Origin of the sequence: Saccharopolyspora sp. 7B (assembly GCF_020177435.1) — a bacterium.
Taxonomy (GTDB): Bacteria; Actinomycetota; Actinomycetes; order Mycobacteriales; family Pseudonocardiaceae; genus Saccharopolyspora_C; species Saccharopolyspora_C gregorii.
Genome location: NZ_JAIUKC010000068.1, coordinates 15,073 through 39,342, shown reverse-complemented (window position 1 = coordinate 39,342; position 24,270 = coordinate 15,073). Strand labels below are relative to the sequence as shown.

At 72.0% G+C, this 24,270-nt stretch carries 20 protein-coding genes and 1 pseudogene; 7 read left to right on the top strand and 14 right to left on the bottom strand.

Annotation, left to right across the window (positions count from 1 at the left end):
* The first annotated feature begins 154 nt into the window (after positions 1-154).
* Both LCD33_RS12720 and LCD33_RS12715 read left to right on the top strand, forming a co-directional pair.
* Positions 155-1,387: a sensor histidine kinase gene (locus LCD33_RS12720; RefSeq protein ID WP_224977880.1), complete on the top strand. Its 1,233-nt coding sequence runs from the start codon at positions 155-157 to the stop codon at positions 1,385-1,387.
* An 88-nt stretch (positions 1,388-1,475) separates the two neighbouring features.
* On the top strand, positions 1,476-2,120 hold the full coding sequence (locus tag LCD33_RS12715; RefSeq protein ID WP_224956815.1) for a response regulator transcription factor: 645 nt from the start codon (positions 1,476-1,478) through the stop codon (positions 2,118-2,120).
* Between the two features lie 30 nt (positions 2,121-2,150).
* Here LCD33_RS12715 and LCD33_RS12710 read toward each other — a convergent pair.
* Both LCD33_RS12710 and LCD33_RS29385 read right to left on the bottom strand, forming a co-directional pair.
* Positions 2,151-2,804 (bottom strand): annotated as a pseudogene (locus LCD33_RS12710) (response regulator); the annotation flags it as partial.
* Between the two features lie 49 nt (positions 2,805-2,853).
* Positions 2,854-4,026 carry a sensor histidine kinase gene (locus LCD33_RS29385; protein WP_224977879.1) on the bottom strand — a complete coding sequence of 391 codons (1,173 nt, stop codon included), beginning with the start codon at positions 4,024-4,026 and terminating at the stop codon, positions 2,854-2,856.
* 334 nt (positions 4,027-4,360) lie between these two features.
* Here LCD33_RS29385 and LCD33_RS12700 point away from each other — a divergent pair, with 334 nt between their 5' ends.
* The 3 genes from LCD33_RS12700 to LCD33_RS12690 all read left to right on the top strand — a co-directional run bounded on the left by LCD33_RS12700 (position 4,361) and on the right by LCD33_RS12690 (position 12,379).
* On the top strand, positions 4,361-9,850 hold the full coding sequence (locus LCD33_RS12700) for a biotin carboxylase N-terminal domain-containing protein (RefSeq protein ID WP_224977878.1): 5,490 nt from the start codon (positions 4,361-4,363) through the stop codon (positions 9,848-9,850).
* Between the two features lie 619 nt (positions 9,851-10,469).
* Positions 10,470-11,873 (top strand): mycothione reductase, encoded by a 1,404-nt coding sequence (locus LCD33_RS12695; protein WP_224977886.1) that lies wholly within the window; start codon positions 10,470-10,472, stop codon positions 11,871-11,873.
* A 2-nt stretch (positions 11,874-11,875) separates the two neighbouring features.
* A complete protein-coding gene (locus tag LCD33_RS12690) occupies positions 11,876-12,379 on the top strand; it encodes a metallophosphoesterase (RefSeq protein ID WP_224977877.1) in 504 nt (167 codons plus the stop codon).
* Positions 12,380-12,399: 20 nt separating this feature from the next.
* Here the strand turns inward: LCD33_RS12690 and LCD33_RS12685 are convergent, their stop codons facing one another.
* The 3 genes from LCD33_RS12685 to LCD33_RS12675 form a co-directional block, all read right to left on the bottom strand.
* Positions 12,400-12,579, bottom strand: a complete 180-nt coding sequence (locus tag LCD33_RS12685; RefSeq protein WP_224956823.1) for a DUF397 domain-containing protein — start codon at positions 12,577-12,579, stop codon at positions 12,400-12,402.
* 112 nt (positions 12,580-12,691) lie between these two features.
* Positions 12,692-12,889 (bottom strand): DUF397 domain-containing protein, encoded by a 198-nt coding sequence (locus LCD33_RS12680; RefSeq protein WP_224956824.1) that lies wholly within the window; start codon positions 12,887-12,889, stop codon positions 12,692-12,694.
* Positions 12,886-13,749 (bottom strand): helix-turn-helix transcriptional regulator, encoded by an 864-nt coding sequence (locus LCD33_RS12675; protein ID WP_224956825.1) that lies wholly within the window; start codon positions 13,747-13,749, stop codon positions 12,886-12,888. Before LCD33_RS12675 ends, LCD33_RS12680 begins: the two co-directional genes overlap by 4 nt.
* Before the next feature lie 154 nt (positions 13,750-13,903).
* Here LCD33_RS12675 and LCD33_RS12670 point away from each other — a divergent pair, with 154 nt between their 5' ends.
* Positions 13,904-14,119 carry a hypothetical protein gene (locus LCD33_RS12670; protein ID WP_224956826.1) on the top strand — a complete coding sequence of 72 codons (216 nt, stop codon included), beginning with the start codon at positions 13,904-13,906 and terminating at the stop codon, positions 14,117-14,119.
* A gap of 211 nt (positions 14,120-14,330) precedes the next feature.
* Here LCD33_RS12670 and LCD33_RS12665 read toward each other — a convergent pair whose 3' ends face one another.
* On the bottom strand, positions 14,331-15,617 hold the full coding sequence (locus LCD33_RS12665; protein ID WP_224966994.1) for an MFS transporter: 1,287 nt from the start codon (positions 15,615-15,617) through the stop codon (positions 14,331-14,333).
* A 103-nt stretch (positions 15,618-15,720) separates the two neighbouring features.
* Here LCD33_RS12665 and LCD33_RS12660 point away from each other — a divergent pair, with 103 nt between their 5' ends.
* Positions 15,721-16,419 (top strand): FadR/GntR family transcriptional regulator, encoded by a 699-nt coding sequence (locus tag LCD33_RS12660; RefSeq protein ID WP_224966995.1) that lies wholly within the window; start codon positions 15,721-15,723, stop codon positions 16,417-16,419.
* On the opposite strand, the gene LCD33_RS12655 is transcribed toward LCD33_RS12660, so the two are convergent.
* From LCD33_RS12655 to ispG, 8 genes are all read right to left on the bottom strand, one after another.
* Positions 16,386-16,655, bottom strand: coding sequence for a type II toxin-antitoxin system Phd/YefM family antitoxin (locus LCD33_RS12655; protein ID WP_224956829.1), 270 nt, complete (start codon positions 16,653-16,655; stop codon positions 16,386-16,388). The genes LCD33_RS12660 and LCD33_RS12655 overlap by 34 nt on opposite strands.
* A gap of 19 nt (positions 16,656-16,674) precedes the next feature.
* On the bottom strand, positions 16,675-18,207 hold the full coding sequence (locus LCD33_RS12650; RefSeq protein ID WP_224966996.1) for a cobyric acid synthase: 1,533 nt from the start codon (positions 18,205-18,207) through the stop codon (positions 16,675-16,677).
* The gene (gene map, locus LCD33_RS12645; RefSeq protein WP_224956831.1) at positions 18,204-19,061 is read right to left on the bottom strand and encodes a type I methionyl aminopeptidase; all 858 of its coding nucleotides are present in this window, start codon (positions 19,059-19,061) and stop codon (positions 18,204-18,206) included. Before map ends, LCD33_RS12650 begins: the two co-directional genes overlap by 4 nt.
* Positions 19,062-19,125: 64 nt before the next feature.
* Complete coding sequence (locus LCD33_RS12640) at positions 19,126-19,518, bottom strand: PIN domain-containing protein (RefSeq protein WP_224956832.1); 393 nt, start codon at positions 19,516-19,518, stop codon at positions 19,126-19,128.
* Positions 19,515-19,772: a type II toxin-antitoxin system Phd/YefM family antitoxin gene (locus LCD33_RS12635; protein WP_224956833.1), complete on the bottom strand. Its 258-nt coding sequence runs from the start codon at positions 19,770-19,772 to the stop codon at positions 19,515-19,517. The genes LCD33_RS12640 and LCD33_RS12635 overlap by 4 nt, the downstream gene beginning before the upstream one ends.
* Before the next feature lie 76 nt (positions 19,773-19,848).
* Positions 19,849-21,684 (bottom strand): penicillin-binding transpeptidase domain-containing protein, encoded by a 1,836-nt coding sequence (locus LCD33_RS12630; RefSeq protein ID WP_308011270.1) that lies wholly within the window; start codon positions 21,682-21,684, stop codon positions 19,849-19,851.
* A 165-nt stretch (positions 21,685-21,849) separates the two neighbouring features.
* Positions 21,850-22,686: a DUF4081 domain-containing GNAT family N-acetyltransferase gene (locus tag LCD33_RS12625; RefSeq protein WP_224956834.1), complete on the bottom strand. Its 837-nt coding sequence runs from the start codon at positions 22,684-22,686 to the stop codon at positions 21,850-21,852.
* Between the two features lie 274 nt (positions 22,687-22,960).
* A complete protein-coding gene (gene ispG, locus LCD33_RS12620) occupies positions 22,961-24,118 on the bottom strand; it encodes a flavodoxin-dependent (E)-4-hydroxy-3-methylbut-2-enyl-diphosphate synthase (RefSeq protein WP_224956835.1) in 1,158 nt (385 codons plus the stop codon).
* Between the last annotated feature and the right edge of the window lie 152 nt (positions 24,119-24,270).

Genomic DNA, 24,270 nt, shown 5'->3' with positions numbered 1-24,270 from the left:
CGCCGACGAGATCCATGGTGCGCCGCGAGGGGGCCCGCGCACGTCGTCGAACCGGCTCGTCCCGACTTGGCCCGAAGTAGTACGCCGCCCTGACCGGAAGCGGGACGCGATCGGCGGAGCCCGTCGGCCAACCTCGTCACCGGAGAGGAGCAGCATGATCGGACACCTGGTGCCGGACGACGAAGACGACGCCTACCGTGGTCGGGTGCGCGAACGAGGGAAGTGGGCCAGCCGGCTGGCCTGGTGGGACGGCAAGTTCAGATCCCTGCTGCTCGATCTGCTGATCGCGGTGGCGGCGGTGGCCATGCCCGACGATCCGGAGATCTGGCAGCAGTGGGTGCTGCTACCGGCGAACGCGGTGCTGTTCGCCGGACTGCTGGTGCGCAGGCGCTTCCCGTGGATCGCGGTGCTGGCGGCGGCCGCCATCTCGGTGCTGTCCGGGACGGCGGACCAGAGCATGGCCGTCGTGATCGCGCTGTACACGATGGCGAAGCAGCGCGGCCCGGTCGCCTCCACCTGGGGCGCGGCGGCGATCGTCGCGGTGGCGCAGCTGACCCGCATGCTGCTCATGGCCAACGAGAGCCTGTGGTCGAGCGGCATGCTGGGCGTGCTGCTGGGGTTGGGCGCGATGCTGACCGGCTTCGTCGGGATGCCGACGCTGCTGGGCTTGTGGCTGTACCAACGCCGGGACCTGCTGCGCTCGCTGCGGGAGCGGGCGGTGCAGGCCGAGCGGGAGCGGGACCTGCTGGCGGAGCGCGCGGTCGGCGCCGAACGCCGCCGGATCGCCCGCGAGATGCACGACGTGGTGGCGCACCGGGTCAGCGTCATCTCGCTGCAGGCGGGCGCGCTCACGATGACCGCCGCGGACGAGCGCACCGAGCAGGTCGCCGAGGTGATCCGGGTGTCGAGCTCGGCCGCGCTCAGCGAGCTGCGGGAGATGCTGCGCGCGCTGCGCGACGACGCCGAGAACCCGGGCGGCGACCACGCGGCCCCCACCTTGGAGGGGGTGCGCGAGCTGGTCGCGGATTCGGTCGCGGCGGGCGCGAACATCGCGCTGGACATGCCGGCGGAGCTGCCGGAGGCCTCCACCGCCGTCGGCCGCGCCGCCTACCGGGTGGTGCAGGAGGCCTTGACGAACGCGGGCAAGCACGCCCCCGGTTCGCCGGTGCGCGCGTCGGTCGCCGTCGGGCCGGACGGGCTCGCGGTGGAGGTGGTGAACGCGCGCGGCACGGGCACCACGGTGGTGGAGGGCTCCGGCTACGGCCTGATCGGCATGCGCGAGCGGGTCACCCTCGCCGGCGGCACCTTGCAGGTGGGCCGCACCGACGAGGACGGCTACCGGGTGCGGGCGGAGTTCCCGGTGCTGGAGCCCGCCGCCGCGTCCTGACGCCCCCGGTCCCGGGACACCGTGATCCGGTGCGGACCGGACTTGGATACCGTGGGCCCGGCAACGCAGTCGGGCACGGGGGAGTCACGTGGGCATCAGGGTGGTCCTGCTGGAGGACGAGGAACTGGTGCGCGGCGGGATCCGGCTCATCCTCGAATCCGACCCGGGCATCGAGGTGGCCGCGGAGGCCGCCGACGGTTCGGGGGTGGTGGAGCTGATCGCGAAGCACCGCCCGGACGTGGTGGTCACCGACATCCAGATGCCGCGGGTCGACGGCCTGGAGGTGACCAAGCGGGTCGCCGCGCTGCCGGATCCGCCCGCGGTGCTGGTGCTCACGACGTTCGACGTGGACGAGTACGTGCACGCCGCGCTGCAGGCGGGGGCGTCCGGGTTCCTGCTCAAGGACACCCCGCCGCGGGAGCTGGCGGCCGCGGTGCACACGGTGGCCTCCGGGGAGGCGATGCTCTCGCCGCGGATCACCAAGCGGCTGCTCGGCGCGTTCGCGGCGGGCAAAGAGAACTCGGACGCGCGCCGGAGGATCGACCAGCTGACCCCGCGCGAGCGGGAGGTGGCGGTCTCGGTGGCGCAGGGCCTGAGCAACGCGGAGATCGCCGCGCACCTGTACATGAGCCCGTCCACGGTGAAGGTCCACCTCGGCCGGATCATGGGCAAGCTCGGCGCCGCGAACCGCACCCAGGTCGCGATCGTCACCCACGACGCCGGCCTGGTCTGAACCCGGCTGGACGGGCGGCGCGCGGCGGCGGGGGACGACCAGCCCGGATTCGTAGGCGACGACCACGGCCTGCGCCCGGCTGGACACCCCGAGCTTCGTCATGGCCCGGTTCACGTGCGTCTTCACCGTCCCATCGCTGAGCACCAGGTGCTCCGCGATCTCGGCGTTGGTGGCACCGGTCGCGATGAGCCGCAGCACGGCCAGTTCCCGCTGGGTGAGGCCGGACAGCTGGACGGGGATCCCGGAGCCGGGCGGCGGCACCCGCATGTAGGTCTCCACGAGCCGCCGGGTGATGGTGGGACCGAACAGCATTCCGCCGTCGGCGACGGTGCGCACCCCGGTGAGCAGCGTTTCCGGCGGGCTGTCCTTGAGCAGGAACCCGGAGGCCCCGGCCCGCAGCGCCGCGTACACGTAGTCGTCGAGGTCGAAGACGGTGAGCACCAGGATCCCGGGCCGCGGTGGTTCGGCGGCGTCGAGGATGAGCTCGGTGGCGCGCACCCCGTCCATCTCGGGCAGTCGCAGGTCCATCAGCACCACGTCGGGCCGCAGCCGCGCGGCGAGGTCGACGGCTTCGCGTCCGTTGGCGGCCTCACCGACGACGTCGATGCCGTCGGTGGCGCGCAGCAGCGCGGCGAACGCGGCGCGCAGCAGGTCCTGGTCGTCGACGACGAGCACGCGGATCATGCGGTGTTCCCCCGGCCGATCGGCACCCGGCGGCCCGGGGCGCGGCCGGTCAGCTCTCGGCGCGCGGGATGCGCAGCACCACTTGGAACCCGCCTTCGGGACGACGTCCGGTCTCCACGCTGCCGCCGTACATCTTCGCCCGTTCGCACATGCCGATCAAACCGTGCCCGGAGGGCTTGCGGTTCTTCGGGGGCGGTGCGCCGTGGTCCCGGATCCGCACGGTCACCGCGTCGGGGTGGTGGTGCACGTGGACTTCGGCGGTGGCGGTGGGCGCGTGCTTGAGCACGTTGGTGAGGGCCTCCTGCACGACGCGGTAGGCGCACAGCTCGGCACCGGGCGACAGCGCCCGCGGTTCCCCTTCGACCCGCAGTTCCACCGGCACCCCGGACGAGCGGACCCGTTCGAGCAGCACCGGTAGCTCGTCGAGACCGGGTTGCGGCAGGAACCGGGTGCCGCCGCCGGGCGGTTCTTCGAGGCTGGGCCGCAGCACGCGCAGCAGCCTGCCGAGCTCGTCGAGCGAGCTGGAGGTGGTGGCCGAGATGGTCCCGAGCGCTTCGCGGGCGGTCTCCAGGTCGGAGTCGAGCACGTAGCGGGCGAGGCTGGCCTGCACGGCCACCACGGACAGGTGGTGGGCGACGACGTCGTGCAGTTCGTGCGCGATGCGCATCCGCTCTTCGGTGACGGCGCGCTCGGCTTCCAGGTCGCGTTCGTGCCGGAGCTGTTCGGCCTGCCGGCCGCGGATCCGGATCGCCTGGCCGAGCGCGAGCGCGATCACCGCCTGGGTGCTGCCGAACAGCAGCCCGGCGAACAGGTCGGTGGACCACCGGAAGTGGGCGAGGCCCGCGACGGCACCGCTGCTGATGACGAGGACGCCTGCCGCGGTGAGCGGCGCGGAGCGCGTCAGCGGGTGGTGGACGCCGACGGTGTAGATGGCGACGAGCGGCCCGAGCAGCCCGAGCGAGGTCTTGCAGCCGGTGCTGTAGAACACGCACAGCGCCGCCGCGACCACGGCCAGCACGAGCACCGGGTACCGCCTGCGCAGCGCCAGCGGCGCGCCGCCGAGCACGGCCGCGGTGTGGGCGACCGGCCCGGGATCGCCGCTGTCGAGCACGTCGCCCGGAGACATGCCCAGCAGCGCCAGGTAGGTGACGAAGACCGCGAGCACCGCGTCGGCGATCCGCGGGTACCGCTGCGGCAGCGCCGCCCACCGTGCTCCGTCCACCACGGGAACCTAACCGCCCGCCCGCCGGGCCCCGCCGCGAGGCGGTACGGGCGGTCCGCGCGGCGGTGCGGGTTGCTGCGGGTGGCGCAACGCGGCGGTGAGCCGATCTCGCGGGTTCTGCCGCGAATTCGTGTGCTAGACCGGCCTTCCGGGGAGTTCCGGGGTGGTGCTCGGCTAGTTTTTTGGCGGGTTCCTACAAAGTCTCGGCTCCGGCATGCGCCGGTGCGGACATTGGTACACCCGCGTGTGACGGAGCAGTGTGTAGGGCAGGTGCAGGCGACGCTCCGGGGACGGGACGTCGCCTGTTGTGCGTGGCAATCAGGAGGCTCATCCGGTGTTCAGTCGTGTCGCCATCGTCAACCGTGGAGAGGCTGCGATGCGGCTCATCCACGCCGTGCGGGATCTGTCCGCGGAGACCGGCAAGCGGGTGGAGACGGTCGCGCTCTACACCGACGCCGACCGGACCGCGACGTTCGTGCGGGAGGCCGATGTGGCCTACTCGCTGGGCCCGGCTTCGGCCCGGCCCTACTTGGACCACGCGGTGCTGGAGCGGGCGCTGCTGGAGACCGGCGCGGACGCGGCCTGGGTGGGCTGGGGATTCGTCGCCGAGGACCCGGCGTTCGCGGAGGTCTGCGAGCGGATCGGCGTGACGTTCATCGGCCCGAGCGCGGAGGCGATGCGCAGGCTCGGCGACAAGATCGGCGCGAAGCTGCTGGCCGAGGAGGTCGGCGTGCCGGTGGCGCCGTGGTCCCGCGGCGAGGTGGCGTCCGCGGCGGAGGCGCTGGCCGCGGGTGAGCGGATCGGCTACCCGCTGATGCTGAAGGCGACCGCGGGCGGCGGCGGTCGCGGCATCCGCAAGGTGACCTCGGCGGCGGACCTGGCGGACGCCTACGAGCGCACCAGCCAGGAGGCGCTGCGCTCCTTCGGTTCCGGCGTGGTGTTCCTGGAGCGCCTGGTGACCGGCGCCCGCCACGTGGAGGTGCAGGTCATCGCGGACGGCCAGGGCACCGCGGTGGCGCTGGGCGTGCGGGACTGCTCGGTGCAGCGGCGCAACCAGAAGATCATCGAGGAGTCGGCCTCGCCGGTGCTCTCCCCGGAGCAGACCGCGGAGCTGAAGGCCTCGGCGGAGCGGCTGGCGCTGGCGGTGGACTACCGCGGCGCGGGCACCGTGGAGTTCCTGTACCACCCGGGCGAGGAGCTGTTCGCGTTCCTGGAGGTCAACACCCGCCTGCAGGTGGAGCACCCGATCACCGAGATCACCACCGGCACCGACCTGGTGAAGCTGCAGCTGCACGTGGCCGCGGGCGGCTCGCTGGACGGGCTGTGCGCCTCGGAGAGCGGGCACGCGGTGGAGGCGCGGCTCAACGCCGAGGACCCGGACCGCGATTTCGCCCCCTCCCCCGGGCGCATCGCGCGCCTGCTGCTGCCCGCCGGCCCGGGCATCCGGGTGGACACCGGGGTGTCGGAGGGCGACACGATCCCCGCGGACTTCGACTCGATGATCGCGAAGATCATCGCGTTCGGGCGGGACCGGGACGAGGCGCTGGCCCGGCTGCGCCGCGCGATGGCCGAGACCACGGTGATCATCGACGGCGGGGCGACGAACAAGAGCTTCGTGCTGGACCTGCTGGACCAGCCGGAGGTGATCGACGGCAGCGCCGACACCGGCTGGATCGACCGGGTGCGCGAGGACGGCCGGCTGGTGCTGCACCGGCATTCGGCGATCGCGCTGGCGGCGGCGGCCATCGAGGCCTACCAGGACGAGGAGGAGGCGGCGCGGCAGCGGCTGCTGTCCACCGCGTTCGGCGGCAGGCCGCAGGTGCAGCACGAGACGGGTCGCCCGCTGGACCTGAAGCTGCGCGGCGTCGGCTACCAGGTGGGCGTCGCCCGGGTCGGGCACAAGCGGTTCCGCGTCGCGATCTCCGGTGGCGGCCCGGTGCACCCGGCGGACGTGGAGATCGACCGCTTCGACGAGCACAGCGGCCGGATCACCGTGAACGGCCACCGGTTCCGCCTGGTCACCGGCACGCACGGCCCGATCCACCTGGTGGAGGTGGACGGGGTCGCGCACCGGATCACCCGGGACGAGGGCGGCGTGGTCCGCTCCCCCGCGCCCGCGCTGGTGGTGGCGACTCCGCTGGCCGTCGGCGACGAGGTCGAGGCGGGCGCGCCGATCCTGGTGCTGGAGAGCATGAAGATGGAGACCGTGCTGCGCGCCTCGTTCCGGGCGCGGGTGCGGGAGCTGCCGGTGTCCACCGGCAGCCAGGTCGAGACGGGCGCGCCGCTGATGCGGCTGGAGCCGCTGGCCGACGACGACGCGGCCGAGGAGGCCGACGAGTCCGCGGCGGTGGACGTGGAGCTGCCCGCGGAGCCGACGAGCGTGTCGGCCGCGCAGCGCGCCGCCGCCGGATTGCGGGACCTGCGCGGCCTGCTGCTCGGCTTCGACGTGGATCCGCAGGACGGCGAGCGGGTGCTCAGCGGCTACCTGGCGGCGCGCACCGAGCCGGACGCGGCGCCCGGGGTGACCGAGGGCGAGGTCGAGCTGCTGGGCGTGTTCGCGGACCTCTCGGAGCTGAGCCGGAACAAGCCGGCCGGGGACGTGGACGACGAGCCGGGTCCGGTGCACAGCCCGCGCGAGTACTTCCACAGCTACCTGCAGAGCCTGGACGTCGAGCGCGCCGGGGTCAGCAGCGGCTTCGAGGAGCGGCTGCGCCGGGTGCTGGCGCACTACGACGTGACGGACCTGGAGCGGACGCCGGAGCTGGAGTCGGCGGTGTTCCGGATCTTCCTGGCGCAGCAGCGCGCCGCCTCCGACGTCAAGATCATCTCGGCGTTGCTGCGGCGCTGGATCGCCGAGCCGCCGCCCGCGAAGGAGCTGCGGGAGCGCGCCGGGCTGGCGCTGGAGCACGTCATCAAGGCCACCCAGGTGCGCTTCCCCGCGGTGTCGGACCTGGCGCGCGGCGTGGTGTTCCGCTGGTTCGCGCAGCCGCTGCTGCGCCGCACCCGCGCCGAGGTGTACGCCGGGGTGCGCGCCGAGCTGCGCCACCTCGACGAGCACCCGGACGCCGCGGACCGCGCGGAGCGGATCGCGAAGATGGTCGCCAGCGCCGAGCCGCTGGTGCGGCTGCTCGGGCAGCGCATGGGCCGCGGCGGGCACGACCACACCCCGCTGCTGGAGGTGCTGACCCGCCGCTACTACGGCAACCGCGGGCTCTCCGGCGTCACGTCGCGGGAGGCCGCGGGCTGCCGGTTCGTCACCGCCGAGCACACCGGTGCGCAGGGCGTGACCCGGCTGGTCACCACGGCCGTCGACTTCGGCGAGCTGCCGGAGGCGGTGCGCGCGGTCGGCGAGCTGGCCGTGGACCGCCCGGACGGTGCGGACGTGGTCGCCGACCTGTACGTGAAGTGGGAGGGGCAGCCGGACGCGGACGCGGTGGCGGCCCGGCTCGGCGAGGTGTTGGCGGCGCAGCCGCTTCCCGCCGAGGTCGGCCGCATCACCACCACGGTCGCGGGCACCGGCGGTGCCGTCATGCACCACCACTTCACGTTCCGCCGCGACGAGCACGCCGGGTTCGCCGAGGACCGGCTGATCCGCGGCCTGCACCCGCTGATCGCGCAGCGGATGCAGCTGGAGCGGCTGCGCGAGTTCGACCTGACCCGGCTGCCGTCGGCGGACGAGGAGGTCTACCTGTTCAAGTGCGTCGCGCGGGAGAACCCGTCCGACGAGCGGCTGGTCGCGATGGCGCAGGTGCGGGACCTGACCCCGCTGCGCGACGCGGAGGGCCGGCTGGTGGCGCTGCCCGCGGTGGAGGACATCCTCGCCGGGTGCATGGACGCGATCCGCACGGTGCAGGCGCAGCGCCCGGCGAAGAAGCGCTTCGACACCAACCGGATCCTGATGTACGTGTGGCCGCCGACGGAGTTCACCTCGGACGAGCTGAACACCCTGGTGCAGCGGATCCTGCCGACGACGGCCGGCGCCGGGCTGGAGGAGGTCGTGTTCCTGTCCCGCCAGCGCGGGGAGAACGGCGAGCTCACCGACATGGCGGTGCGGATCGACCTGGCCGGTGGCCGCGAACCGCGGCTGCACATCGAGGAGCCGTCGGCGGAGCCGGTGCTGCCGCTGGACGACTACCGGCAGAAGGTGCTGCGCGCGGCGCGCCGCGGCACCACCTACCCGTACGAGCTGACCGGGATGCTGGCCGGGGACGCGGGCGGTTTCGTCGAGCACGACCTGGACGAGGACGGCGTGCTGGTGCCGGTGGACCGGCCGCGCGGGAAGAACTCGGCGGCGATCGTGGCGGGCGTGGTCTCCACCCCGACCGAGCGTCACCCGGAGGGCGTGCGGCGCGTGGTGCTGCTGGGCGATCCGACGAAGGCGCTGGGCGCGCTGTCCGAACCGGAGTGCGCGCGGGTGATCGCGGCGCTGGACCTGGCGGAGCGGCTGCGGCTGCCGCTGGAGTGGTTCGCGCTGTCGGCGGGCGCCCGGATCTCGATGTCCTCGGGGACCGAGAACATGGACTGGGTGGCGGCCGCGCTGAAGCGGATCGTGCGGTTCACCCAGGACGGCGGCGAGATCAACATCGTGGTCGCGGGCATCACGGTCGGCGCGCAGCCGTACTGGAACGCCGAGGCGACGATGCTGATGCACACCAAGGGGATCCTGGTGATGACGCCGGACTCGGCGATGGTGCTCACCGGCAAGCAGTCGCTGGACTTCTCCGGCGGCGTGTCGGCGGAGGACAACTTCGGCATCGGCGGCTACGACCGGGTGATGGGGCCGAACGGCCAGGCGCAGTACTGGGCGCCGAACCTGCCCGCGGCGCGGGACGTGCTGATGGCGCACTACGACCACACCTACGTGGTGCCGGGCGAGTCGGCCCCGCGCGCGGCCGCGACGACCGACCCGGCGGACCGGGACGTCTCGCCCTACCCGCACGAGTTCGGCGGCGACTTCGGCACGGTCGGCGAGATCTTCTCGGCCGAGCACAACCCGGACCGCAAGAAGCCCTTCGACATCCGCACGGTGATGCGCGCGCTGTCCGACCAGGACCACCCGGTGCTGGAGCGCTGGGCGGGCATGGCGGACGCGGACACGGCGGCGGTGCAGGACGTGCACCTGGGCGGGCACCCGGTGTGCCTGCTGGGCATCGAGTCCCGGTCGGTGCAGCGCCGCGGGTTCCCCCCCACCGACGGCCCGGACACCTACACGGCGGGCACGTTGTTCCCGCGGTCGTCGAAGAAGGCGGCGCGGGCGATCAACGCGGCGTCGGGGAACCGGCCGCTGGTGGTGCTGGCGAACCTGTCCGGGTTCGACGGTTCGCCGGAGTCGATGCGGAAGCTGCAGCTGGAGTACGGCGCGGAGATCGGCCGGGCGATCGTGAACTTCGAGGGCCCGATCGTGTTCTGCGTGATCTCGCGGTACCACGGCGGCGCGTTCGTGGTGTTCTCGAAGGCGTTGAACCCGAACATGACGGTGCTGGCGCTGGAGGGCTCGTTCGCATCGGTGCTGGGCGGTGCTCCGGCCGCGGCGGTGGTGTTCTCCGGTGAGGTGAACAACCGCACGGCGACCGATCCGCGGGTCACCGCGCTGCAGGCGAGCGCCGGTGAGGCGACGGGCGCGGAGCGGGCGGCGCTGCACGCGCAGCTGGCGGAGGTGCAGTCCTCGGTGCGGGCGGAGAAGCTCGGCGAGGTCGCCGCGGAGTTCGACCGGGTGCACAGCATCCAGCGCGCGGTGGAGGTCGGTTCGGTCGACGAGATCGTCAGCGTCGCCCAGCTGCGCCCCCGCATCATCGCCTCGATCGAACGAGGCCTGAACGGCTGACGGAAGCAGCGAACGGGGCCCGTGACCAGGAGGTCGCGGGCCCTGCTGCGTTCCCGAGCGGTCTCGTCGTCCTCCTGTCAGCGGCGAAGCCGCTGAGCAGCGACCACGCACACAACCGGACCACCCGCGGGTTCTCAGCTGCTTCCTCGCGAGGACAGCGTTTTCTCCTGTGGCGGAGCCACCGGTGAAAACGATCCCGCAGCGAGGAAGCAGCTGAGGTTCCGCCACTGGCGCCACCGAGCAGAACAACCCGCACCACACCCGAGAAAAGCAGGGATGACACCCCCTGGTGGTCATCCCTGCCTCTCGTGCCTCCCCGTGATCGCTGCGCGGCCGCACCCGTTCCGGCATTGCGCACAGCGATGCGAGGACCAAGTTAGTGATCTTGGTCGGGCGGGGTCGACAGACCAGAGCAGGAGATCCGGGGTAAACCTACGTGGTAGTTAAACAAGGGTCCGGACCGTCCGTTCCGCCCGTTCCGCCCGGCTCGGCTCGGCGGGGCTCGGCGGGGCTCGGCTCGTGGTCCGTGGCAGGCTGCTGGAATCAGCGGGCGCCCCGCGCGGTTGTACGTCGAGGTGCGCCGAGCGCACCGCGCGCCCACGACGAGCACGGGATGGACATGCCTCACTTCGACCTGATCATCATCGGCAGCGGCTCCGGCAACTCGATCCTCGACGAGCGGTTCGACGACTGGAACGTCGCCATCGTGGAGAAGGGCGTCGGCAGCACCGGCAACTACGGCGGCACCTGCCTGAACGTGGGCTGCATCCCGACGAAGATGTTCGTGCACACCGCGGACACGGCGTCGAGCCCGGGGGTGGGCGCGAAGCTGGGCGTGGACCTGGAGCTGCGGGACGTGCGCTGGCGCGAGATCCGGGACCGGATCTTCGGCCGCATCGACGCGATCTCCGACGGCGGCCGCCGCTACCGGGCCGAGGGCGGCTCCAACGTGACGCTGTTCCAGGGCGAGGCGCGCTTCACCGGCGTGAAGGAGCTCACCGTGGCGACCGCGGACGGCCCGGAGACGATCACCGCGGACCGGTTCGTGGTGGCCGCGGGCGGGCGCCCGACGCTGCCGGAGCTGCCGGGCATCGAGCGGGTCGACTTCCAGACCAGCGACAGCGTGATGCGGCTGGACGAACTGCCCCGACGCATGATCATCCTGGGCAGCGGGTTCGTCGGCGCCGAGTTCGCGCACGTGTTCTCGGCGCTGGGCGTCGAGGTGACGGTGGTGGCCCGGTCCGGTGCGCTGCTGCGCGCCGAGGACGAGGACGTGGCGCAGCGGTTCACCGAGCTCGCCCAGGCCCGCTGGGACGTGCGGCTGAACCGGAAGCAGACGTCGGTGGAGCAGGACGGCGACGTGGTGCGGCTGCACCTGGACGGTCCCGACGGCCCGGAGGTCGTGGAGGCGGAGCAACTGCTGGTCGCGATCGGCCGCACCCCGAACTCGGACCTGATCGACGCGGCGGCCGGCGGCTTGAAGGTCCGCGAGGACGGCAAGGTCCAGGTGGACGCCGAGCAGCGGACCTCGGTGGACGGCGTGTGGGCGCTGGGCGACATCAGCTCGGACCACGAGCTCAAGCACGTCGCGAACCACGAGATGCGGGTGGTGCAGCACAACCTCCTGCACCCGGACGAGCTGATCGACTCGGACCACACCTACGTGCCGCACGCGGTGTTCTCCTCCCCGCAGATCGCGGCGGTCGGGCTGACCGAGCAGGAGGCCCGGGAGCGCGGCATCGACTACGTCACGAAGATCCAGGCCTACGGCGACATCGCCTACGGCTGGGCGATGGAGGACTCCACCGGTTTCCTGAAGCTGCTGGCCGATCCGTCGGACGGCACGATCCTCGGCGCGCACGTCATCGGCCCGCAGGCGCCGACGCTGCTCCAGCCGCTGATCCAGGCGATGCAGTTCGGCCTGGACGCGCGCACGATGGCCCGCGGCCAGTACTGGATCCACCCGGCGATGCCGGAGCTCATCGAGAACGCCCTGCTGGGCCTGGAACTGCAGGCGGAGTGACCGTGCGCCTGCTGCTGATCGCCGACACCCACCTGCCGAAGCGCGCGAAGGCGCTGCCCGAGCAGGTGTGGCAGGAGGTGGCGCGCGCCGACGTCGTCTTCCACGCCGGGGACTGGGTGGAGCCGCCGCTGCTGGACGAGCTGGAGTCCCGCAGCGCGCGGCTCGTCGGCGTCTTCGGCAACAACGACGGCGCGGAGCTGCGGCGCCGGTTGCCGGAGGTGGCGCGGGTCGAGTTGGACGGCGTGCGCTTCGCGATGATCCACGAGACGGGTGCGGCGCAGGGCCGGGAACGCCGCTGCGACCGGGATTTCCCGGACACCGACGTGCTGGTGTTCGGCCACAGCCACATCCCGTGGGATTCGACGACGCCGAACGGGATGCGGCTGCTCAACCCCGGCTCCCCCACCGACCGCCGCCGCCAGCCGCACTGCACCTACCAGACGGCGGAGCTCACCGACGGGGTCCTGGCGGGCGTCGAACTCCACCGCCTGCCGCCGCGAACCTGAGCGGCGAGCGCCGGTTTCCGCTAGCTCAGCGTCGCCAGGAACGCCGCCCAGGCGTCGTGGCGCACCGACAACTCGCCACCGTCCGGGTCCTTGGAATCCCGCACCGACACCGCACGATCCGTCAGGCGGACCTCGACGCAACCATTGGACGAGCCCGCGCTGCAGCTGCTCTTGAACCACCCGGTGTCATAGCGCGTCATACAGCCCCCTCACGAGTAACCCACCGCACCTCGATCATCCACCACGATCCCGTCGACGCCCTGCCCTCGCAGGCCGTTTGACCAGTCCACGCCCGTTGGACCAACGGACCGTTCACCCGGTGACGTCGGGCGCGGTGAGGTACCGGAGGAACGCCGACCAGGCCCGGTGGTCGACTGTGAAGTCTCCGCCGTCGGGGTCCTTGGAATCCCGCACCGACACCGCCCGATCGGTCAACCTCACCTCGACGCAGGCGTTGGAAGAGGCCGCACTGCGGCTGCTTGTGAACCATCCGCTGTCGTAGGCCCTCACTTCAGCTCCTTCAGCTTCTCGATGAGCAAGGCACGAGCCGACTCCGAGTCCAGGGCGAGCTCGCGAACGCTCTCCCAAGCCCGGAGCATGGGAGCAGTTTCCAATTCTTGATCGTGGTAAGTACAGGGGCCGTGGGAAGTGGTGCAGGTCATGCGAGGTGCGTTCCCTGCGAAGTCCAATGTGATGAGACCGCCTCCAAGGAGGGGCTTGGAGGTAGCGGCCCGACTCAGCACTCGAACGCTCACCGACGGACGTTCACCTAGCTGGAGAAGGTGGAGGAGCTGGCCACGCATGATCTCCGGGCTCCCGACCACTTCCTCCAGCGCCGATTCGGTCAGCACGAAGTCGATCTGCTTCGGCTCCTCCGCCTCCAGCACGCGTCGCTGCTGCTGAAGCCGGAATGCGACTCTGCGCTCGATCTCGTCCTCCGACGCCTCCCACCAGATCCCATCGGCCGCGCGCATCAGCGCGACGATGTAGTCCTGCGACTGCGCGAGCCCCGGAACGATCCCGGTGTCGTAGAAGCCGATCGCGGCGGCATCGGCTTGCAGGTCGGCCAGCCGCTCGAACGACTTGGGCAGCTGGTCGGTGTAGCCCTTCCCGCGCTGCCGCTTCCGGGCCACCGCGCCCAACGCGAGCACGGTTTCCCGGTCGGCGTCGGACACTCCGTAGCGGTCGAGCAGCAACCCGAGCTCATCGATGCTCAGCGAGGCCTTCGCCGATTCGAGGTGGCTGATCCGGGTGTAGTGCCGGTTGATCGCGCGAGCCGCCTCTTGCTGGGACAGCCCTGCTTCACGTCGGAGTCGGCGGAGCGTCAGCCCCAGCTGGCGGCGCTCGACCGTTTGGCGGCCTGTGGGCACGAAATCTCCTCCGGCTGATCCATTGGCTACCTGATCAGGGGACCGACAATAGACCACAACCTGTGTTCTATTTATCCGGCAAGCCTAACTATGCGGCTTACATGAAGATCTTCCGTGAACTGTACCGATACACCGCAAACCAGGAGGAACCCGGATGCGCGAACAGCGAGCAGTCGAGAGCGATACCTACGTGTGCCTGTCCGAGCACGTGCGGATCTCTTACGAGATCGACACCGACCGCTCGGTGCAGCTGGACTTCCGGGGCCGCGGCGAGGACGGGCTGACGCTCAGCTTCAGCGAGGCGGCGTTCGGCGAGCTCACCCGAGCCGTGGGGCGCAGCAACGCGGAACTGCTCCGCCCGCCCTCCTGACACCGGGACCTCGCCCGCTGAACGGCGCACTCCCACCAACACGAGTGAACGGACCGTCCGTCCAACGAGATGGGACGAACGGTCCGTTCACTCAGTTCACCCTTCGAACCCGGCCGGCGAGCCTCGGTCGTTTCCTGTCAGCGGCGAAACCGCTGAGCAGCGCCCCAGCACGCAGCCCGAGCACTCAGCGACCCGAGTTCAGAGACCCCGGTCAGATCGTGCGCGGGCGGCCGGCGAGCATGCCGACGACCGTCTGCACCACCACGATGATCAGCAACGCCACCAGCGACACCGCCCAGGCCGCCGTCACGTCGTGCAGCATCCCGAACAGGAACGGGCCCGAGGCGGCGATCAGGTAGCCGATGCTCTGCGCCATCGCCGAGAGCTGCCCGGTGTCGGCGGCGTTCCGGGTGCGCAGCGAGATCATCACCAGCGCCAGCGGGAACGCGCTCATCCCGATCCCGATCAGCACCGCCCACAGCACCGGCGCGGCCAGCGGCGCCACCAGCAGCCCCAGCAGTCCGGCGAACATCAGCGCGCCCATCAGCAGCGCCCACCCGGACTGCCCGCGGGTCCGCGTCACCAGCGGCGGCAGCACCATGTTGATCGGCACGCCGATCAGCAGCAGCACGCCCAGCAGCGCCCCCGCCGAGGTCGCGTCCATGCCCGCGCCCTTGAACACCTCCGGCAGCCAGCCCATCACCACGTAGGCGACGGTCGACTGCATCGCGAAGTAGAACGTAATCAGCCAGGCCAGCGGGTTGCGCATCAGCGACCGGCGTTCGCCCTTCGGCGCCGCGACGGCCTTCGAGCCGTGTCCGCGGGTGCCGGGCACCCAGAGGCACAGCGCGGCCAGCGCCACGACCATCCACGTCGCCAGCGACAGCCGCCAGCTCCCGGTCGCCGAGTTCAGGTACGGGGTCAGCGCCGAACCGGACGCGCCACCGGCGGCCATCGCCGTCGTGTAGAGCCCGGTGGCCAGGCCGACGCGCCCGGGGAAGGACTCCTTCACCACCACGGGGATCAGCACGTTGCACATCGCGATCGACGCGCACACCAGCACGGTGCCCGCCAGCAGCGTCCACGGGCCACCGAGCACGCGGGCGATCATCGCGGCGGTCAGCAGCGCCAGCGAGGCGCCCACCACCCGGTTCATCCCCCACCGGCGGGCGAGCAGCGGGGCACCGATCCCGGCGACGCCGAAGCACAGCGTCGGCACCGAGGTCACGATGCTCGCCCACGTGCTGCCCGCACCCAGCGAATCGCGAACCTCGCCGAGGATGGAGGCGAGGCTGGTGACGGCGGGCCGCATGTTCGCCGCGGCGAGCGCCACGCCCGCCAGCAGCAGGCCGCCGCCCGCGACGGCGCGGCCGCGGGGCGCCATCGTCTCGGCGGCGCCTTCGTTGACCAACGCCTCGGCCGCGGCCGGCCTGGAGGCGTCGTCGGCCGGGGTACCGGACACGGCGTGCGCCGCCGTCCTGGCATCCTGGTCGGTCACACGGTCGTCGGGAACTCGGTCGATCGGGGGCTGGGTGTGCGACTCAGGAGACATCGCCGCCTAGTATGGCAAACATAGGATGTTTGGATGAAAGGACCCTTCAGTGCCTTTGGTCACCACCCAGCGCACGGGTCTGGTCGAGCAGGTCATCGCGCAGATGCGCACCCTGGTGAGTTCCGGGGAATGGCCGCTGGGGGAACGCATCCCCACCGAATCGGAGCTCGTCACCGCCCTCGGCGTCGGCCGCAACACGGTTCGCGAGGCGGTGCGCGCCCTCGCCCACGCCGGCCTGCTGGAAGTGCGCCAAGGCGACGGGACCTTCGTCCGCGCCACCAACGAGCTCTCCGGTGCCGTGCGCCGCCTCTGCGGCTCCGAACTGCGCCGCATCCTCGAAGTGCGCCGCGCCCTGGAAGTCGAGGCCGCCCGGCTCGCCGCCGCCGCCCGCACCGACGAGGACCTCACCGAACTGGACGCGCTGCTGACGGCCCGCGACGCGGCGCTGGAGCAGCGGGACCCGGCACAGGTCGTCGACAAGGACACCCGATTCCACCTGCGGCTCGTCGCCGCCTCGCACAACGTGCTGCTGATCGGGCTCTACGAGGGGATCAGCGAGGCGGTGCAGTCCAGCGTCGCCACCACCTTCGACCCGGCCTCGGTCACCCAGGTCTCGCACACCGCGCTGCTCGACGCGGTGCGCTCCGGCGACGCGCACCGGGCCGCGACCGAAGCGGGCGGCTTCCTCGACGAGCTGCTCGACTCGCTCAGCGCTCAGCCGGAGAAGCCGACCTCGCCCGGTGAGTAGTCGGTCCCCACGTCGAACCCGGCGTCCGCGACCGCACCGCCGGCGATCGGCGCCAGCCACGCCGCGGTGAGCACGCCCGCGCTCACCACCTCCGGTGAGCGGCGGGAACCCGCGCGGTGCAGCGCCACCGACGGCGCCCCGAACCGGGTGATGACGATCTCCTCCCCCGATTCCACGCGGTCCAGCAGCTCCTGCAGCCGCGCCTGCGCTTCGTCCGCGGAGAATTCAGTCGCCATGCTCACGACGTTACCCGCGTCACTCCCCGGCACGCATCGCCGCGGGACCGATCACCGGCAACCCGCACGGCGCACCGCGGTCCAGCAACCGCCGCAGCGCACCGGTGTCCAGGTGCCGCTCCACCAGATCGCCGAGCAGGTCCAGCTGCCCCTCGCGCAGCGCCGCGAACGACACGTCCGGCGCGGCGGTGAACCCGTCCCGCCCCGCCTGCGCGGCGACGTGCGCGAGGAACCGGCGGCGGAACGCGTCGTTCTCGAACAGCCCGTGCCAGTGCGTGCCCGCCACCGCGCCGTCCACCGCGCCCTCCGGGCCGGACCCGGTCTCCAGCAGCGGAATCAGCGCGTCGCCCGGCCGCACCGGGACGCCGTGGTGGATCTCGTAGCCGGTGACCGGTTCGCCGAAGGCGGTGCCGCTCGGCGTGCGCAGCGTCTTCTCCGCCGCGAACTCGATCTCCACGTCGAGCAGGCCCAGCCCGTCCACGACGCCGCCGCCGGACTCCACCTCGTCGGTGATCCGCCGCGACAGCATCTGGAAACCACCGCAGATCCCGAACACCGGCAGCCCCGCCCGCGCGTGCGCGAGCACCGCGTCCGCCAGCCCGGTGCGGTGCAGCCACGCCAGGTCCGAGACGGTCGCCTTCGACCCGGGCAGCACCACCAGGTCCGCGTCGGTCAGCCGCGACGGCTCGGTCACGAACCGCACCGCCACGCCCGGTTCCGCGGCCAGCGCCTCGATGTCGGTGGCGTTCGAGATGCGCGGCAGCTTCGGCACCGCCACCCGCAGCCACTGGTCACCGCGCGGCGGCGCCGGGCTGCCCACCACGCCGTCGGCGACGTAGGACAGCGAGTCCTCCGCGTCCAGCCACAGCTCCTCCGACCACGGCAGCACACCCTGCACCGGCCGCCCGGTCAGCGCCTTCACCTGCGCCAGCCCGGATTCGAGCAGCGCCGGATCGCCCCGGAACTTGTTGACCACGAAGCCGGTGACCAGCGCCTGGTCCGCGGCGTCCAGCAGCGCCAAGGTGCCGTAGAGCGCGGCGAACACCCCGCCCCGGTCGATGTCGCCGACCACCAGCACCGGCAAGCCCGCCGCCTGCGCCAACCCCATGTTCGCGATGTCGGTGGCCCGCAGGTTGATCTCCGCGGGCGACCCGGCGCCCTCGCAGATCACCTGGTCGTACTCGCCGCGCAGCTCCTGCAACGTCGCCGACACGACCTCCAGCAGGGCCGCCTTGCGCTCCCGGTACGACAGCGCCGTGACCTCCCCGGCGACCCGGCCCAGCACCACGACCTGCGAGGTGCGGTCCCCGCCCGGCTTGAGCAGCACCGGGTTGAACCGCACCGACGGCGCCAGCCCGCACGCCGCGGCCTGCACCGCCTGCGCGCGGCCGATCTCGCCGCCGTCCGGGCACACCACGGAGTTGTTCGACATGTTCTGCGCCTTGAACGGCGCCACCCGAACGCCCTCCCGCGCCAGCCACCGGCAGATGCCGGCGACCAGCACGCTCTTGCCCGCGTCCGAGGTCGTGCCCGCGACGAGCAACCCGCTCACGGCAGGGTGAGGATCTCGTTGCCGTCCTCGGTGATCAAGATGGTGTGCTCGAACTGGGCGGTCCACGACTTGTCCTGCGTGGTCACCGTCCAGCCGTCCTCCCACAGGTCGTACTCGTGGGTGCCGAGCGTGATCATCGGCTCGATGGTGAACGTCATGCCCGGCTCCAGCACCGTCTGCACCGACGGCTCGTCGTAGTGCAGCACCACCAGCCCGGAGTGGAACGAACGCCCGATGCCGTGCCCGGTGAAGTCGCGCACCACGCCGTAGCCGAACCGCTTCGCGTAGGACTCGATGACGCGCCCCACCACGTTGAGCTGGCGGCCCGGCTTCGCCGCCTTGATGCCGCGCATCGTGGCCTCGTGGGTCCGCTCCACCAGCAGCCGCACCTCCTCGGAGGCCTCGCCCGCGATGAAGGTCGCGTTCGTGTCGCCGTGCACGCCGCCGACGAACCCGGTGACGTCGACGTTGACGATGTCGCCGTCCTCGATCACCGTCGAGTCCGGGATGCCGTGGCAGATCACCTCGTTCAGCGAGGTGCAGCAGGACTTCGGGAAACCGCGGTAGCCGAGCGTCGACGGGTACACCCCGTGGTCCACGAAGAACTCGTGCACCACCTCGTCCACGCGGTCGGTGGTCACGCCCGGCTGGACCGTCTTGCCCGCCAGCTCCAGCGCCTGCGCGGCCAGCCTGCCCGCCACGCGCATCGCCTCGATCACCTCGGGCGGCTGCACGTCCGGGTCGGTGTTGCGCCGCGGAGCGGGCTTGTCGACGTACTCGGGCCGCTCGATCGTCACCGGCACCGGCCGGCGGGGCGTCTGGACTCCTGGCTGCAACGGTGCGCGTACGGGCATGCCCTTCACTCTAGAGCGTGCCACTCGGCCCCGACCGCCCCGCCCCGGGCACGATCTCCGCTGGTCAAGCCCCCGGCGATGCGGTGGCGAGACCTTCCTCCGCGGCGGCGGCCAGCAGCGCCCCGTCGTAGGAGACGTAGGCGTGCAGGCCCTCGCGGAGCTTGCAGGCGGAGGCGAGGTGGATCGCCTCCAGCGGGCTCACCCGCGACCGCAGCGCGGCCGCGCCGTCCAGCACGTCCTGCTTCACCGGCAGCCGGTCCAGCTTCGACAGGACGATCGTGGCCAGGTCCTCGATGGCCGGTCCCTGCTCGCGGAACGTGCGCAGCACGTCCACCTGGGAGATGGCGCTGGTGATGCGGGGCTGCTCCAGGCGGGCCCGCACCCATTCGCTCAGCGCCACGCTCTCCGGCTCGGGCGCGATCAGCTTCACCAGCGCGGAGGAATCGAAGTAGATCAATGCCGCTCCCGTTCACCTCGGTCGTCGCCGAGCGGACCGTCCGCGTCGAGCGGTTCCGGCAGCTCACCGCCGTCGCCGGGGATGAGCTCCCCGGCGGCGATCAGCTCGTCGTAGAGCGAGCGCTCGCGCGACGGCGGGTTGAGCACCGCGACCGTGCGTCCGCGATCGGTGATCAGGATCGATTCCCCGGTCGCCACCCGGCGCAGGTACCGGCTGGCGTTCTGCCGCAGCTCGCGCACCCCGATCCGCTCCATGCGCTACAAGGTAGCACCTGAAGATCGACCGCGGACTCACTCGAACGGATGATCTCGACGTCCGCCGCGCGGCCGGTCAGGGCACGTTCGACAGGAAGCTCTGCGCGACCTGCACCGCGGGCTTGGACTCGCCCGAGTCCTCCAGCAGCACCGCGAACGCCAGGTCGTCGCGGTAGCCGACGAACCAGCCGTGCGAATGCGTGCCGTCGCCGAACTGCGCGGTGCCGGTCTTGCCCGCGACCTCGCCCTCCCCGGCTACGGCGGTGGCCGTCCCGGACAGCACGACCTCCCGCATCATCGGCCGCAACTGGTCCAGGACCTGCGGCGACAGCGGAGCCACCTGCGAGTCGGCCTTCGTCTCGGCGCCCTCGATCAACTTCGGGATGGGCATCGACCCGTTCGCGACCGTCGCCGAGGCCAACGCCATCCCGAACGGGCTGGTCAGCACGGCGCCCTGCCCGAAGCCGTTCGCGGCGCGGCCGGTGGTGTTCTCCCCGGGCGGCGCCTGGCCGGTGATCGTGGTGATGCCCGGGACGTCGAAGTCGACGCCGATGCCGAGCCGCTTCGCCATGTCGGTCAGCGCCTGCGCGGGCAGATCCACCGCGAGCTGCGCGAACGTGGTGTTGCAGGACTTCGCGAACGCGGTGCGCAACGGCACGACGCCCAGGTCGAAGTCCTTGTCGTTCGGGATGGTGCGGCCGTCGAAGACCTTGCTGGCCGGGCACTCCACCGGCTGGTCGACGGTCACCTTGCCCGCCTCCAGGCCCGCCGCCGCGGTCATGATCTTGAAGGTGGATCCGGGCGGGAACTGGCCGGTCAGCGCCGGGGCGCCCTGGGCGTCGGCCGGGTCGTTCTGCGCGACCGCCAGCACGTCGCCGGTGGAGGGCTGCATCGCGACGATCATCGCGGCCTGCGGCACCGGGTCCAGGGCCTGTTCCGCGGCCCGCTGGGTCCGGTCGCTGAGCGTGGTGCGCACCTGGTCCACCGGCCGGATCGGCTGCTCCTGGAGGACCTCGATCGGGGCACCGTTCGCGTCCGCGGTGTGCACGTTCCAGCCCGCGTTCGCGGTGATCTGCTCGTCGACCTGCTCGGACACCCCGGACAGGGCTTGCGCGGCGTACCCGCGCTCCTCGGCGACCAGCTTCGTCTGCGCCGGGAACCGCACCCCGGGCAGGTCGTAGATCGCCGGGCGCACCCGGTCGTAATCGTCCTGGCGCAGCGACACCACCACGTACGGCTGGCCGGCTTCGGTGGCGTTCACGCCGTCGACGATGGTCTGCCGGGTGATCTCCGGGTCCACCGGCTGCAACCCGGCGGCGAGCTGCTCGGCCACGCCGGGCAGGTCGCCCGCGGCCTGCGGGTCGAGGGTGACGGTGACGATCTGCTCGGGCCGCATCAGCTCGGTGCCTTCGCGGTCGAGCACCGGCTGCGGTTCCGGGCGCTGCTCGTCGAACGCGAGCCGCTGGCCGTCGGCGAGCTTCGGGTGCAGCACCGACGGCGCCCAGTGCACCTTCCAGCCCTGGTCGGATTCGCTGAGCTCCAGCGCGCCCCGGTACTGCCAGGCGCGACCGTCACCGAGGTCCCAGTTCGCGTCGAAGGTGGCGCGGGCGGGGGCGCCGCCCTCGTCCTCGACGACCTGGGTCACGTTGAAGTTGATCGCGCGCGGGGACAGCTCGCCGCGCGCGTCGTCCAGGGCCTGCCGGGCCTTCTCCGGGGCGTCGGTCCGGCCGGCCGCGCCCGCGGTGTCCCCGGCGGCGACGGTGTTCAGGAACGCCGTGGCGACCTCTTGGGCGGACGGCCCGGAATCGAACAGGCCGCAACCCGAGACGGGCAGGGTCATCGCCAGTCCGGTGCACGCGGCGAGCAGCCTCGCCCGCGGGCGCCGCTGGGGGAAGATCCGTGAAGAACGCACCCCCGGAAGTATGCCTAAGACGATGACAGCTCCGAACCCACCACCCGTTCCCCCGGACGAGGTTGGCCCGTTCGCGCAATTCGTGGGGTCCGATGGGGCAACGTCGTCCCGCGATCGGCGCCCGCGTCCGGCCGGTGGCGGCGGCGCCGGGAGTCCCGCCCGGACTCAGAGCAAGATCGTGCTGAAGGTGCCTAACTGCTGGAAACCGACCTTGTTGTAGGCGATCCGGGCGGCGATGTTGAACCCGTTGACGTAGAGGCTCGCGGCGCGCCCCAGCCCGCGGACGAGGCGGTCGGCGACGGCGGCGGTGCCCGCGGTGCCGAGCCCGGAGCTGCGCTTGTCCGGGTGCACCCACACCCCTTGGATCTGGCCGGCGGCCTGGGACATCGCGCCGATCTCCGCCTTGAACACGACTTCGCCGTTCTCGAACCGGGCGAAGGCGCGACCGGCGGCGATCAGCTCGGCGACGCGCGCCCGGTACCCGGCGGCACCGCCGTCCCGGGACGGGTCGATGCCGACCTCCTCGGTGAACATGGCGATCGCGGCGGGCAGGTACCGGTCCAGCTCGTCCGGCCGGACCTGGCGCACCTGCTGGTCGGGGCGGACCGCCGGGGCACCGGTGAGCACCAGCAGCGGCTGCTCCTCGCGGATCTCCCGCGCGGGCCCCCACTGGCCGGCGAGCTCGTCCCACAGCGCCAGCACCTGCTCGGCGGGACCGACGAGCGAGGAGCACACCCGGCGGCGGCGCAGCACCCGGTCGGCGAAGGCGCGCATCGCGTCGGGCCCGCCGGACAGCGGGATGAGGTTGACGCCGGAGAAGCAGAGCCCTTCGAGCCTGCTGCCGTAGCCCCACACCTCGGCGCCGAGCCTGCTGGGCCGCAGTCCCGCCGCTTCGACGCGGGAGGCCACCATGCAGGCCGCGACCGGGTCCCTGCCCAGCGCGGTGCGGACCTGGGGCGCGTCCCGATCCTCCAGCAGGCGGGCTCCGACGAGCTTCAGCACGGGTAAAGACTGCCAGACCGGACCGCTCGCAGGCTCCCCTACCCGACGTACCCAGCACAATCCCTCCGGGTATCACCCGGATGGCGCAGCGACGGCGCGGTCATCGGGGCCACCGATGACGCTCCGTGCCGAGCAGCCCGCCCCTGACTCCGGACGAACCGCCCACGAACGAGCCAGGCCCGCCGGATCTCCCGACGGGCCTGCAGTGCTCCGCGGACATCAGGCCGCCACGGTCGCGGTGGATCGCTCCCGCCGCGGGCCCGTGGGCCTGCGGTCAGCCGACGGTGACGACGGGGGCGCCCTCGCCCTGCTCCTCGGCGCCCTCCATCGTCTCGGCGATGCGCATGGCCTCCTCGATCAGCGTCTCCACGATCTTGGCCTCGGGCACGGTCTTGATGACCTCGCCCTTCACGAAGATCTGGCCCTTGCCGTTGCCGGAGGCGACGCCGAGGTCGGCTTCGCGGGCCTCGCCGGGGCCGTTCACGACGCAGCCCATGACGGCGACGCGCAGCGGCACCTCCATGCCCTCCAGCCCGGCGGTGACCTCCTCGGCGAGGGTGTAGACGTCGACCTGGGCGCGACCGCAGGACGGGCAGGAGACGATCTCCAGCTTGCGCGGGCGCAGGTTCAGCGACTGCAGGATCTGGGTGCCGACCTTGATCTCCTCGACCGGCGGCGCGGACAGCGAGACGCGGATCGTGTCCCCGATGCCCTGGCGCAGCAGCGAGCCGAACGCGACCGCCGACTTGATCGTGCCCTGGAACGCGGGACCGGCCTCGGTGACGCCGAGGTGCAGCGGGTAGTCGCACTGCTCGGCGAGGATCTCGTAGGCGCGCACCATCACGACCGGGTCGTTGTGCTTCACCGAGATCTTGATGTCGTGGAAGTCGTGCTCGGCGAACAGGCCCGCTTCCCACATGGCCGATTCGGCGAGCGCCTCCGGCACGGCCTTGCCGTACTTCTTCATCAGCCGCGGGTCGAGGGAGCCGGCGTTGACGCCGATCCGGATCGGCGTGCCGTGGTCCTTGGCGGCCTGCGCGATCTCCTTGACCTGGTCGTCGAACTTGCGGATGTTGCCCGGGTTGACCCGGACGGCCGCGCAGCCCGCTTCGATGGCCGCGAACACGTACTTCGGCTGGAAGTGGATGTCGGCGATCACCGGAATCTTCGACTTCTGCGCGATCGCGGGCAGGGCTTCCGCGTCGTCGGCGCTCGGGCAGGCCACCCGCACGATGTCGCAGCCGGACGCGGTGAGCTCCGCGATCTGCTGCAGCGTGCCGTTGATGTCGGCGGTGTTGGTGGTGGTCATGCTCTGCACGGAGATGGGGTGGTCGCTGCCCACTCCGACCGCACCGACCTGCAGTTGCCGGGTCTTGCGCCGTTCGCCCAGTGTCGGGGCGGGTGCTGCGGGCATGCCCAGATCGACGGTCATCGATTCCTCTCCACCTTTGCGCTGCGCGGATGCGCTCGTGAGTGTCAGCGGGACGAGGCGGTTCGTACCGCGCCCCGCGGCCGGAACGGCTCGGCGACGAGCCCGTCACCACCGCTCCGGGAAAGCCCCCGGGTGGCCTTCCGGGTACCCGG